We start from the raw sequence: 13,375 nt of genomic DNA on the forward strand, positions 1-13,375 counted from the left end.
ACGTTAATCGTTGCAAACTTAGATATATTTGCTTTTATACGCAATTATAATCGTCTGTCGTAAAGTTGTTTTAAAAAAAATATACCTTCCACATACTAAAAGTAAAAGTAGGACGTTTTATAATTTAGGTTAATAATTGGTTTTGTAGATCCTGTCGCTCCCAGCTTCAGGATTTACTTTTTATAAGTTTACCCACTTTTTACCTCACAGATAGAAGCTTTCCACCTGCTCTACCATTTCTTTACTTCCAATAACTATCGGAACACGCTGGTGCAATGTCTGTGGCTGGATATCAAGTATTGTCGTGGTTCCTGTGCTGGCTTTGCCGCCCGCCTGTTCCACAATAAATGCCATCGGATTGCACTCATACATCAGACGCAGTTTTCCCGCTGGATGATTGGACGTTTGCGGATAAATGAACACGCCTCCTTTTATTAAATTACGATGGATATCTGCGACCATGGAACCGATGTAACGCGAAGTATAGGGACGGCTCGTAGCGGGGTCAATCTCCTGACAATATTTGATATATTTTTTTACGGCTTGTGGGAACTTGCTATAATACCCTTCGTTTATGGAGTATAGAGCCCCACGGGAAGCAATCTTCATGTCGGGATGGGAGAGGCAAAACTCGCCGATGGAGGGATCTAAGGTAAACCCGTTGACACCACAACCTGTCGTGTAGACCAACATCGTGGAGGAGCCGTAGATGATATAGCCTGCTGCCACCTGTTTGCGGCCCACTTGCAAAATTTCTTCTTCTTGGATAGGACGGTCTGCATGGAAACGTCTATAGATGGAAAAGATGGTGCCTACGGAAACATTGGAATCGATGTTTGATGAGCCATCGAGTGGATCAATGCAGACGATGTATTTCGCTTTTTTGGAAACAGTATTTGCAGACAAATCTACACCCTCTTCGTGTTCTTCGGAAGCGACATAACAGCATTCTCCACCCATTTTCAACGCATTGATGAACTGTGTATCGGCATACACGTCCAGTTTTTGTTGAACTTCCCCCTGTATATTAATGTCGCCTTGCTGACCGAGGATATCTGCGAGACCTGCTTTATTGACTACACGGTTGACCAGTTTGGCGGCGATGCCAATATCCCGCAGCAAACGTGAAAGTTCTCCCTTAGCATACGGAAAGTCGGCCTGTTTTTCAATGATAAATTGTCCTAATGTCGTGATTGCCATATCAAATAGATTATACTGTCGTTTTTATCGCTTGAGGTGAGTTTAATAAGGGAAGAGCTGCTACGGCTGTATTATACTTGGTATAGTTCTCCTCGAATAGATCTTTCAGCTTACGTGCCATGGCGTCATAAGCTTCCGTATTTTCCCATAATGCTTGGGGATCCAACAGTTTGGATGGAATATTGGGGCAATTGTTTGGAAACGAAAGCCCGAATATGGGATGCTGCTGATAACCTTCTTCGCCCAAGGTACCCCTAAGTGCAGCTTTGATAATCTCGCGGGTAATGGAAAGTTTGATCCGACGTCCTACGCCATAAGGGCCGGCTATCCAGCCGGTATTAACTAGCCATACATTTGTGTCGGGATTTTCCGCTAGTTTCGTGCGGAGAAGTTCGGCATAATGCATGGGGTGCAGGGGCATGAATGCGGCGCCAAAGCAGGCTGAAAAGGTGGAAGAAGGGGAGCTTATGCCCATTTCAGTGCCGGCAACCTTTGAGGTGTAGCCATTGATAAAGTAATAAAGTGCTTGCTCGACCGTGAGCTTGGAAATCGGAGGCAATACGCCAAAGGCATCTGCCGATAGGAAAAAGATATTTTTGGGTATGGCTGCACGATTACTGTTGCTATAGGTGCGGACATGCTCAAGGGGATAAGATACACGGGTGTTTTCGGTAAGGCTGGTATCCGTATAGTCGACTGTGCGTGTATGGGGATGATAGGTTACATTCTCGAGTAAAGCGCCAAACCGAATGGCTTCATGGATCACGGGCTCGGCGTGTGGGTTCAATCCAATCGTCTTGGCGTAGCAGCCACCTTCTATGTTAAAAATGGAATCTCTGGCCCAGCCATGTTCGTCATCACCTATTAGATAGCGCTCCGGATCGTTGGAGAGTGTCGTTTTACCTGTGCCTGAAAGACCGAAGAAAAGTGCTGTATCACCATCTTGGCCTACATTAGCGGAGCAGTGCATACTTAGGATTCCTTTAAGGGGCAAAATATAGTTCAGAACAGAAAATATACTTTTCTTAATCTCTCCGGTATAACCTGTACCAACGATCAAAATCAACTTGCGGGTGAGATCTAGCGCAATGCAATGCTCGTGCGCTAAGCCTAGATCCAGATGGTCTTCGAGCTGCAGGTCGGAAGCGACTAGGATATTCCAATCGACAGGATGGGAAGTGATCGTTTCCGATTCAATAAACATGTTTTTCGCAAATAGATCCTGACAAGCCTTGGTGCTGACGACGAATACATGCTGTGCATATTGCGGATCGGCAATAGCCTGACAGTCTCGGGCATAGATATCGCTATCGGAAATGAAGGCCGCAACACGCTGATGGATTTTGTTGAAAATGGCTACGTCCATAGATTGGTTGATGGCTCCCCAGTCAACGGTGTGGGCGGTGTGCTGATCCATGACGATGAAGCGGTCTTTGGGAGAACGGCCGGTAAATTTTCCGGTTTGCATGTTCAATGCACCTGTTGCCGTCAATGTGGCCTCCTGGTTGCGCAGTGCCTGCTCAACGAGTGCGGCAGTGTCTAATTGATAGAAAATTTGTTTGGATGGGACAATACCTAGATGGGAGAATTGTCTGATCGGTGATGGTAACATAGTTTGTTTATAATTTGAGGCAAAACTATGTAATATTTTAGCAATTATAAAAATGGATTTTAGCTTATTGTAATCAGTACACGGGTGTTAATGATTTGATAAAGAGTTGGTTTGGTGGCTAAATTTATTTTTAAATATTTTTTAGCTCAGGCTTGATTCCCTGAATTTATATAAATATTTCTCATCTGAACGAGGTATTTACTATCGGCAAGATACTCCATTTCTTTTTCCTTAAATACTATTTTCGCTGCGAGCTCCTCACTTGATTTGACAAATTCTAAAAGTTGGTTGAAATACTGTTGGCGCTCTATTCTGCTCGATATGCTTTTATTGGCAATGAATTGCACCAAGCTTTCATCTATCGAGAGCCGTACGACATCTGAGGCGTCTTTCTCAAACAATACAAGTGGAATATCGAAGGTCTCGATATATATGCCAAAACCTACATTTAAATTACACAACTCAAGGATATAGGCTTGAAATGTAAAAAGTCCTATTTGGGTACTATCGACAAATATAATTTTTTTCATGGGTACGGTAGCATAATTTAATTACCGGAGTAACTTTATCTCTAAAGTATATATTATTTTTTGTATTTCAAAACACTTTGCAATATTTATGAAAGAAATACCGTATAATTCGATTGTTTTGCGGTAAATACGGTTTTAAAAGTGTTTCGATAAAACGAGCTAATTTTCGTATTGGTATTGAAAAACAATTGAAGGCGTTTTACGTTGTTACTATACACGCTGTTACTATATAAGCTAACTAAATATGAATACACACAAGACATCGGCAATGACTTCCAAACCAGGTTTGGTTATTGCGTTAATTTTAGCGTACGAAGACTATCTGCAACTAATGGAAGGGCCACAAGCGGTTATGGACCCTAATGACAAACCTGCGGAAGAGGACTTGCAGGAGGAAGAAAATGACTCGTCTGAGTCTCCGGCAGAAGAGGCTGTACCAGATACGGAAGATCCCAACAAAGCTGCGGATGATATCACGGAGTAGTGGTGTCGTGTAGTACTTTGATATTTAAGGCCACTTTATAGTGGCTTTTTTCTTTTGGAATCACTAACAATCTACATTTGTAGAATAATAGCTACAGAAATGTAAAGTTTGATTTATTCAATAGGGCTTTTACAATTTAACTTGTAAATTCGCCTAGCTGTCAGAGAAACAGGTGAAAACCAACCGTTGAAACAACCTTCAGGTTAAAATTTAAAACACAGGTAAGAACGTCTCCACAACAGACCGAAACTAGCATCTAGGCTAAGCAATCTAATGATGCGCAAGTGATGTATGTACCGTAAGGTGTAAAGTTTTTGCTATTATCAATATAACAGATTGCTTATTGCAATATAAATATACGTGATAGAATATAAAATTGAATAACTATGCTATTTACCAACAAGTTAAAAAAGAATGCTTTTGAACGGTTTGCACTATCGTTTGCGCTCTTACAGGTGATACATCTTTTATTTATTTTCCAGAATTATTCTATACCCTTTCCGTTCTTATATGGTCCGATTTTTATGATAATGTACAACATTGCATCTTCGGGAAAAATAGGGAACAGAATATCAGTTATGGCTCACTTTTCCATGTTCACTCTGTTCCTGCTTTGGTATCTCTTTGCGTTAGGGAATCCGGGTGTGCTATATTACGAATTTTATTTTCCGCTGATGATCTTGTCAATGGTTTGTTATCCACTCGTCGCGTTGGTTCGGATGCGCCGTAGTGTGTCGAATACCTCGAATAGACTGGTCCTTCTGCGGCAGTTGGCCTTTTTGGGCAATGCCATTGGTTTTTTTATCGGTTTGCTACTGCTTAGTCAAAAGTGGGGATTTGAACTGGACGTAAATCCGTTGTACGTTGTGGCTTTTGTAATGGTCTTTTCCATTCTGCTCCTCACCAATTACCTGATCTTTGCCAAAGACTACAACACAGCAGATATTGAAGACACACGACCCCAGAAGATAAGGACTGTAAGAGATGACTCACGTATTCTAGCGTGTGCAGAAAAACTGGCAGATTGTATGTATAAAGATAAATTGTTTTTGGATACAGGACTGACACTTGATGACTTGTCTAAAAAGACGGCACTCCCAAAATCACTCATAACGGATTATATCAATCAGCATTTACAGACTAATTACTATGAATGGTTGGCCAGATTTCGTGTCGAACACGCGAAAGATCTCCTCGAGCACGAACGTCAGGTATTAAAAATGGAGGTACTTGCTAACCAAAGTGGGTTTAATTCAAAGACGACATTTTACAGGTATTTCAAACAGTATGTCGGCGTGTCTCCTGGTACATATCGGGAAAATATCGAAAGTTCCGCATGGTAATCTGGTTTTTATATGCCGCTATCTTCATTATTGCGTTGCTCGGTATCCATTTATCGAGCCTGATAGTGGCTCCTTCTCGATTAGATAAAGTAATCCGTGCTTTCTTGGTACTTGCTGGCGTCCATATTGTACATGCAGCGTTGTTTCGCGATGTTTTCGTGGGGTTGAAATATGTGGATAGAGGAGCTCCGTTCGGACTCTTGTATGGGCCGTTACTTTTCTATGCCTATTATGCTGCAAAAAACAATGCGCTCTCCTTAAAGACGGTGATTTGGCATGCCTTACCCTTTATATTTGGACTGCTTGCATATAGCTGTTTTTTAATATTTCGCCAGTTCCGCATGGAATACGATAGGTCTTACTATGTGATACTTTACGGATTAATGGCACTCTCTTGGTTGGTTTATCCAATTGTCGTTGTGTTATCCGACAATAGGACACAAGCGAACTCGAAGTGGATTTATCGCTATGCTGTCGTTATTCTTTTAATTTTGGCTGCTTTTATGCTTCCGTTGGTTATTACAGGTATCGTACAAGGGCGCCGGGCGAGCTCGTCTACCTCTGGTTTTGTTATATTTTTTTCGATGTTTGTTGGCGTATGCTTGGCCTATTTTTATCAACTACACCAGCTTTTAGGAAATAAGGGGCCTGCCTCGCAAGGTGTTGTTCAAAAAGAAGAATCTGGGCTGCTCTCGGAGCATAGTCTGGCTGACGATCCGGTGGATACGGCTAAATTTCAGCGATATTATGGACGGATAGAAACCTATCTGCAGCATGAAAGATACTTGGATCCCGAATTTACGATAGGGGGGATGATACGCGAATTACGTCTACCTAAGCCGATCGTCACGGCCTTCTTCGTCGAAGAGTACAATTGTAGTGTGAAACAGGGGATCAACTCGTTACGTATAAATAGGGCCTGCGAGCTGTTGGAAAAGGAGATACTGCAATACAGCATGGAAGAACTCGCCATAAAATGCGGATTTAAGTCTCGGGCATCTTTTTACCGTAATTTCAATCAGGAAAAGGAATGTACGCCTTTGGAATATCGCGATAACTATTTGTTTAAAAAACGTCGAAATGCATAACTACAACATTGTCTTAAGCTTAAGCATTTTCCTTTCCTTTTTTATCTGTTTTATGGCCTTCGCGGATGAGAAAACATTTGATCAGCGGTATAATGAGGTGTATAGTGATAAGATCGCTTCTAATGTAATCGAGGCGGAACGGATAGCGGACTCGTTATACCAACACGCGAAAGGGGATCTTCAAAAGATCAAAGCGCTTATGCTCCTTGCAAACATTAAGCACAGTACAGGGGATATTCCGGCTGCATTGCGTTTTGCTACGCGTGCACATAAAATCGCCGAAATGGATGGGTTTCTAGAATGGGAATCGCGCGCGGCGGGATTTTTAGCGACAACATACCGCAATGTAGGCTTGTATTCGGAATCTAAGAAATACCTTAAAAAAGCAGATATAATCAATGAAAAACAACGGCAGGCGAAAGGGTATACACTAACGAAGATAAACATTCTGCAGGAGCACGCGTTCCACGCACTCAATGACAAAAATTTCCGAGGAGCGCTAGTATTTTTAAATGAAGCAAGAGAATATGCATCACAGGATACGTCCAGCTCGCCCCGAGGTATACTGGTGCGCGCTACCAATGATCAGCTAATTGGCATTTGTTACCTCCAACTGGATAAACTAGCGGCGGCCGATTCTGCATTTTTCCGCTCCTTAAAGCTTCTTGGCGATCAAGAAAGTAATTTAAGACCCTATATCTATCGCGGCCTAGCTGAAGTGGCCCTAGAACAAGATAGACTACAAGCCGCTGAAGAATACCTGACAGAAGCTATGCCATACGTCGCTAGTTCTAACCGGGAAGAATTGAAACTCCTGCTTTACGAGTCGTATTCAAAACTCTATAGTAAGATGAACGATCTAAATCGGGCAACTTATTATAAGGACCTCCATGCAGAAACGCTACAAAATCGCACGGCAGTATGGCAAAGGGTAGCGGATAAACTATTGGAGCACAAAGAACTTGAGCAGGATAATTTAAAAAAAGAGGCTATTTTTGTCGGGATCGTTCTTCTCTTGCTAGCCATTGTGATTGGCGGCTATCTAGTCTTGCGCAACAGGCGCGTGGAGAAGGGTGTTTTTACTAAGGTAGTTGCCACAGAGGTATCGCAGACGGCGGGTAGGATACTGAATACAGAGACGGATGATGAATTGCATATAGCGGAAGAAACTGAGAAACGGCTTAAATCTGTGCTGGAGGAACTCGAAGATAGGCAGTTTTATCTTCAATCGGATATCACGTTGTCCAAGCTTTCTTCTGTTATGCATTCTAATGTGCGTTATGTGTCTTATATCTTCAAAAAATATCGTGGGATTGATTTCAATACCTATCTTCAGAAGCACAGGGTCGCCTATATTATAAAGTGTCTGGCGGATGACCCAAGCCTGTTAAATTGTAAAATAAGCTATCTCGCGAGTTTGTGCGGATTTGCTACACATGGCAAATTCTCTATTGCCTTCCGCTCCGAAACTGGCTTATTGCCTTCTGAATATATGCAACAATTGAGAGATCGGCAAATTGCAGCTAGTTCGGATTTGACGGGTGACAAGTAAGACTACGAGTCCAGGTTTAATAAAAAGTTTTTGAGATCGGTATCTGGAGAAAGATTCAATTTCTTACGTACCCTATATCTTCTGTTTTCAATGGAGCGGATGCTTCGGTAGGTGTACCTCGATATTTCCTTCGTATCGAGATTAAGTTTGAGATAGGCACATATTTCCAGTTCGGAGCTAACTAATTCAGGGTAGGCTAGTTGATTAAGCCGGTCGATATACCTAGGGTAGTAGCTGCAAAATTTCGTAAGGAATAGTGGATTATTTGCTTTTGCCAAATTATAGAGTTCGCTCAATTGAATGGCATTGGGTGAAAGCTGTGCCTCGGAAACACGAGATACCTTGGTGAATGATTCGGTTGCTGTTTCGCTTTCTTTGGACTGCTTTCGTTTAGCAAATGGGCGTCCGATGTACCAGACGAGCATGGCGAGTGAGATTGAAATGGGCAATGCAACGATGAGTATACTTTCGAGACCTCTGCTGTTCTCTCGCTCACTTGTGCTATTCTGATCTTGTGCTTTTGTCGCTACATCATTTATCAAGGCGTCTTTTGCGCTGTCTAGACCAAGTTTGATGATGGAATATTGGCGTAGGTAATAATCAGCTTCTATATCCTTATTCATTTTATTATAAGCCCCGTGCATGCGCAGGTAGAGACGGCTCGTATGGTGAGCGTTTTTCACAGATTCATTGTGACGAAGGGCCTTTTCGTAATAGCTGATGGCTTCTGCAAACCTATTGCTTTCGTAACAAAGGATTCCTAATATTTCTAAGGTATAGAACGTGTCGGGCACCTTATAAAGTGTATCGGGGGAAAACAGCCGTAGCGCTTTTAATAGGTGAAATTCTGCTGAATCTAATTCCTTCTTGTCCATTAAACTGGTGGCGTATGAGGTTATGGCTGAGGTCATCGCACTTTGTTGCTTAGGATGAAGTGTTGATACGGAAGTCATATGCTGATAAGCAGCTGCCTTCAACTGGAGTTTGATGGTTTCGTCGGTCACCATACCGGTCTTTGCTAGGAAAGCATATCCGAGTTGAATATGATGTGAATCACTATCCACTATCTTTTTAGCGTAGTAGAGACTGCGTTCGATCAGTTGCAGTCCTTCATCTCTAAAACCTGCCTGATAGAGTATCACCGATTTTATCCGTAAAAGATTACTTAAATGATGGTATTCCTTTCGCGCAAGGACTGTACTTTCTATCTCATTAATGATTTGTAGTGCGGACTGCCTATGTCCGGATCCGTAAAGTGCTATTGCTTTGTGAACCTGTTCGTTAATTTTATCGGTTTTAGTGATTCGATTATTCGTTGTGTCGGAAACGTTCTTTTTGAAGATTTCTCGATCAAAATAGGAACTCGTATGTGCTGGATATTTGGTCGCCTCAAGGTATGAAAGATTTGTATCCACTGTTGATGGTAAACCACGGCAAACGGAAGGGGTAACTAGAACTAAAAAAATCGATAAGAACATGACCATATACAAAACAGAGTTGGTGAAAAATATCGTGCAGAGAAAGCTAGGTAATTTCATCACGACTCGGCTGCTTGCCAATAATCCGCAACGACATCATCGGGCTTAAGGCTACAAAAATAACGACTATTATGAAGTGTGTAGTATTGGTTTTGCGAAAATCGCGAGAGTGAGTAGAGGTGGGAGGTGTAGTTTATTTTTGTTTTTATCTATCTCATATATAGCTGTTTGTGATTTTTGTTTTTGTCTCATTTTTTTAAATGGACAACAGTATTCAAAAATGAGACAAGGATTCTAAGATGCTGTTATCATATTTGCGCCGGAAAAAAGGTAGGTTTTTGTACAGAAGAATCTTCAACCACCAAACTAATGTTTTTTCTTGAAAATATGAATAGTATTATGAATTTTTTTCACACGTTGGCCCGAGGGATGAGGCAAGCAAACTGGGTGTTATATCTGGGAGTTTTACTGTTTACACTTATAGGTGCCAACGCTTTTGCGGATGGATCTAGGGATTTGTATCCGACTGGCGCTACGGGGCTACGTGCTTATTTACGTGCTCATACCGCTCCGACTGTAAACTGGCCTTTCGCTAACCATGGCACGCATTACGTGTATGCCAAGGTTGGCGAAACGATTACGGTGGCGTCCAGCGCGCAAGGCGGGGGAAGTGGACGTATTCGTTTATACGCACCCAGTGGTGTCGAAGTTGTTAACAGTACTTCGGCTGGTCAGATTAGCGATCGAACCGCAGAATTGGCCGGACCCCAGTTGCTAGGACAAACAGGGGGTAATAGATATACGCCCATTTACCATAATGTGACCACCGAAGGGGTGTATCGGGTAGAGTTTGTGGCCAGAGCAACTAACGACCCCACTAACACATATGTTGCAACAGCAAACTGGACACAGAGTAGTGTTAATGCCGGTATTCTTGCATGGGATGTGTCGGTTATTAATAGCACAAATAGTGGTTTTATCAAAGGACGTGTATATACCAATGTCTTAAACCTTACGAATGGAACCGGCAGCGCAAATACGAACGGTTTCTATGGACTGGTGTATGTGTTGACAAAAGACGGTTATACGTACCGGGTAGACAATAATGGTAATAACGGTCTTTACTTCACTTTTTTTGTGAACAACAATGGTTTTGTCGATAATACAACGCAAGAACCGATCTATAAAAGTTTAAATACGACAAGTAATCTTGGCGGGCGTGTTCACGACCCCAATGCTGCAGATACCGAGCGGCATATTACACATAAAATGTTCTACACCTTACCAGCGGGTGATTTGCCCGCATCGGCTACTGGCGCAGTGCCCGATGGTTCGACCTGGTTAAAGAATGCTGTGGTAACTCCTGAAGTTTCCGGCGTTCAATTGGTAGGAGCAGATAATACACCTGGGCAGGTAAGTAATAAGGGCGGATTTGTTCAGTTTAATGCAGGAACTCAAGGAAATTATACCATTATTATTGAGAGTACGGCCGTGCCTGCTGCTTTTGTAACTCGTACGCTTACTGGATCGGCGTCGGCCGGGTCTAACAGTGTTTTATGGGATGGTAAAGATGGAGTAGGTGCCTCACTTCCTGCAGGAAATGTGCCCGCGGAAATAACGGTGCAACTTCAAGGCGCCGAAGTTCATTTTCCATTTTTCGATATGGAATACAATCGGTTTGGAACAATAGTAGAACTTTTAGATCATACAAACTTAACTAATGTAGTTTCTGATATTGTCTATTGGAATGACCAGGATGTCCCGGATTCCGGGAATGGGTCGAATCCTAATCCTAAAAATAACAGCCACTTACCTCCGGCAAATAGTATAGGGATAAGTAGTAAGACTAATGGACATATATGGGGCGTTGGAGGTTCGGGTGCGTCGGGTCAATTTGGTGATGTGAAGTCTATTGATACCTGGACGTTCATAAAAGGAGAGGCGGTAACTATTGCTACTGATGTAAGTGTAAAGATCGCTGACCTGGAGATATCGAGTATTACGCCGAATAAAACGTCCATTGCTTTAGGAGATGAACTTACCTATACAGTGAAAGTGAAAAATGATGGCCCTAGTGATGTGGAGGGAGCGCCATTTACATTTAAGGCACCCGATGGTTTTTCGCCTCTAGAGGCTAATTTTATCTCGGCATGTGGAGCAACGCAAGCCATTCCTATCACTTACGACCCTATTACAAATACGTATAGTTCTTCTTTGAATATACCTAATGGATGTGAAGTGACTTATACGATAAAGGGTTCCATCAACGAAACGGTGCTTTCTGGAGAATTAAATGTAGAAGCCTCGATATTGCGGCCCAATGACGTTACGGATCCTGATGCGACAAACCAAAGCGATCCTTCAGGGGCTGGTTATATCCCTCCGACGGATCCACATTTCGAATGTTCGGACAACGGACTTGGAGGGGGTTGCAATAACATATTAACGAATCGGATTGATTTTGTCGTTGGAAATATTTGTACGGAACAAATAGATGGTGAGAATTTTAGTTGGAGTTATGGTAGTAATCAAGCTCCAAGCAATCCTATAGTCTCGGAATTTTCGCAACCAGGAACGAGTTACGGTTTTGTGCTTGATATTTATGAGTTAGATAACTCCTTTAATATGTCTATAAACGGACAGCCGCTAGCGACATCGGAAATCGAATTTCAATCCAATGGAACTCCTGCTCCTGGTATCAATGTGCGTTTTGCGGATGGAGATCTATATGAAACTAATACGGAAGGGGCCATCTGGCAGATGGCGGGAAGTTCGACTAATCCATTGATAAGGGTAGTAATAAGTCCTACTGGAAATGTATCCATGTTTGGAAGCAAAACGTCGGGAGGACCCTTGTTTCCCCTGGAACTTTTTAATGGAAATTCTTTAAATACGATTAACTGGAGCCCTGCCGGTAATACGTTACAGGTGAGACAGAATGTCGTAGGTGCTACACTCATGTCTGGCCGTGGATACGGTTTGAATGTCGTTCCTTGTATTCCTTCCATGGAGCTGTTAAAGTCCGGAGACTACATAGATACAAATGACGACGATGTAGTGAATGTGGGAGACCAGATTGACTATACATTTACTTTGGCAAATACTGGAAATGTAGCGATTGAGAACGTTGTATTGAATGACCCTCTGTTTATTGCGCCGAATCCGGTAGTCGTTCCTGTATTAATTTCTGGTGATGCGAACAATAATAATAGTCTTGATCCCGGTGAAACATGGACATTTGAAGCTAAATACGCTATTACACAAGATAACATTGATGCTGGTGGTATTTGGAATTTGGCGACTGCTTCTGGAGAGACTCCGGGTGGCGATCCGGCATCAGACGAATCGGAGGACCCTAATCCACTAGATCCTAATAATCCGAACTTCGATCCGCAATGTCCGACATGTACGTTTACAGAGCTGGTACAGACACCATCCTTTACGGTAACAAAAGAGATCACGAGCGCAGGTCCTTACAATACGGTAGGCCAGCAGATCACCTACGACATCGTGGTCACCAATACGGGCAATGTTACGATCGACAACCTTGTGCTGACAGATAACAATGCTGTTATCCCTGCAGGTGAGGAGAACATCGGTACGCTAGCACCTGCTGGTACAAGAACCATATCGGTAACGCATGTGGTTACACAGGCGGATCTTGATGCGGGCATGGTATCGAACCAGGCTACGGTGAGCGGTGACGGTCCGGACGGCGATCCATTGACGCCTGTTGACTCGGATGATCCGAATACACCTGAGCCGAACGATCCGACGGATACGGATGTTGTACAGACACCATCCTTTACGGTAACAAAAGAGATCACAAGCGCAGGTCCTTACAATACGGTAGGCCAGCAGATCACCTACGACATCGTGGTAACAAACAACGGCAACGTGACGATCGATAATCTTATCCTTACGGACGATAACGCTGTTATCCCTGCAGGCGAGGAGAACATCGGTACGCTAGCACCTGCTGCAACGGCCACGATATCGGTAACGCATGTGGTTACACAGGCAGACCTAGATGCGGGCAGTGTGAGCAACCAGGCTACGGTAACCGGTGACGGTCCGGATGGCGATCC

9 protein-coding genes are annotated in these 13,375 nt (G+C 43.0%); 5 read left to right on the forward strand and 4 right to left on the reverse strand.

Annotated elements, in window-relative coordinates; genetic code table 11:
• Window positions 1–204: 204 nt before the first annotated feature.
• From fbp to FAZ15_RS14685, 3 genes are all read right to left on the reverse strand, one after another.
• Window positions 205–1,200, reverse strand: a complete 996-nt coding sequence (gene fbp, locus FAZ15_RS14675; protein WP_136902062.1) for a class 1 fructose-bisphosphatase — start codon at window positions 1,198–1,200, stop codon at window positions 205–207.
• A gap of 10 nt (window positions 1,201–1,210) precedes the next feature.
• Entirely contained in the window at window positions 1,211–2,812 is a 1,602-nt protein-coding gene (gene pckA / locus FAZ15_RS14680) for a phosphoenolpyruvate carboxykinase (ATP) (protein WP_136902063.1), read from the reverse strand.
• A 146-nt stretch (window positions 2,813–2,958) separates the two neighbouring features.
• Window positions 2,959–3,342: a hypothetical protein gene (locus FAZ15_RS14685; RefSeq protein WP_136902064.1), complete on the reverse strand. Its 384-nt coding sequence runs from the start codon at window positions 3,340–3,342 to the stop codon at window positions 2,959–2,961.
• A gap of 244 nt (window positions 3,343–3,586) precedes the next feature.
• Here FAZ15_RS14685 and FAZ15_RS14690 point away from each other — a divergent pair, with 244 nt between their 5' ends.
• The 4 genes from FAZ15_RS14690 (at window position 3,587) to FAZ15_RS14705 (ending at window position 7,809) form a co-directional block, all read left to right on the forward strand.
• Window positions 3,587–3,826 carry a hypothetical protein gene (locus tag FAZ15_RS14690; protein WP_136902065.1) on the forward strand — a complete coding sequence of 80 codons (240 nt, stop codon included), beginning with the start codon at window positions 3,587–3,589 and terminating at the stop codon, window positions 3,824–3,826.
• A 386-nt stretch (window positions 3,827–4,212) separates the two neighbouring features.
• On the forward strand, window positions 4,213–5,169 hold the full coding sequence (locus tag FAZ15_RS14695; protein ID WP_136902066.1) for a helix-turn-helix domain-containing protein: 957 nt from the start codon (window positions 4,213–4,215) through the stop codon (window positions 5,167–5,169).
• Window positions 5,163–6,257 carry a helix-turn-helix transcriptional regulator gene (locus FAZ15_RS14700; protein ID WP_136902067.1) on the forward strand — a complete coding sequence of 365 codons (1,095 nt, stop codon included), beginning with the start codon at window positions 5,163–5,165 and terminating at the stop codon, window positions 6,255–6,257. The genes FAZ15_RS14695 and FAZ15_RS14700 overlap by 7 nt, the downstream gene beginning before the upstream one ends.
• Entirely contained in the window at window positions 6,250–7,809 is a 1,560-nt protein-coding gene (locus FAZ15_RS14705; protein WP_136902068.1) for a helix-turn-helix domain-containing protein, read from the forward strand. Before FAZ15_RS14700 ends, FAZ15_RS14705 begins: the two co-directional genes overlap by 8 nt.
• 2 nt (window positions 7,810–7,811) lie before the next feature.
• On the opposite strand, the gene FAZ15_RS14710 is transcribed toward FAZ15_RS14705, so the two are convergent.
• Complete coding sequence (locus FAZ15_RS14710) at window positions 7,812–9,224, reverse strand: tetratricopeptide repeat protein (protein WP_162304960.1); 1,413 nt, start codon at window positions 9,222–9,224, stop codon at window positions 7,812–7,814.
• Between the two features lie 462 nt (window positions 9,225–9,686).
• On the opposite strand from FAZ15_RS14710, the gene FAZ15_RS14715 reads away from it, so the two are divergent.
• The coding region (locus FAZ15_RS14715) for a DUF7507 domain-containing protein (protein ID WP_162304961.1) at window positions 9,687–13,375 on the forward strand (3,689 nt) is incomplete at its 3' end.

Origin of the sequence: Sphingobacterium olei (genome assembly GCF_005048855.1) — a bacterium.
Classification (GTDB): domain Bacteria; phylum Bacteroidota; class Bacteroidia; order Sphingobacteriales; family Sphingobacteriaceae; genus Sphingobacterium; species Sphingobacterium olei.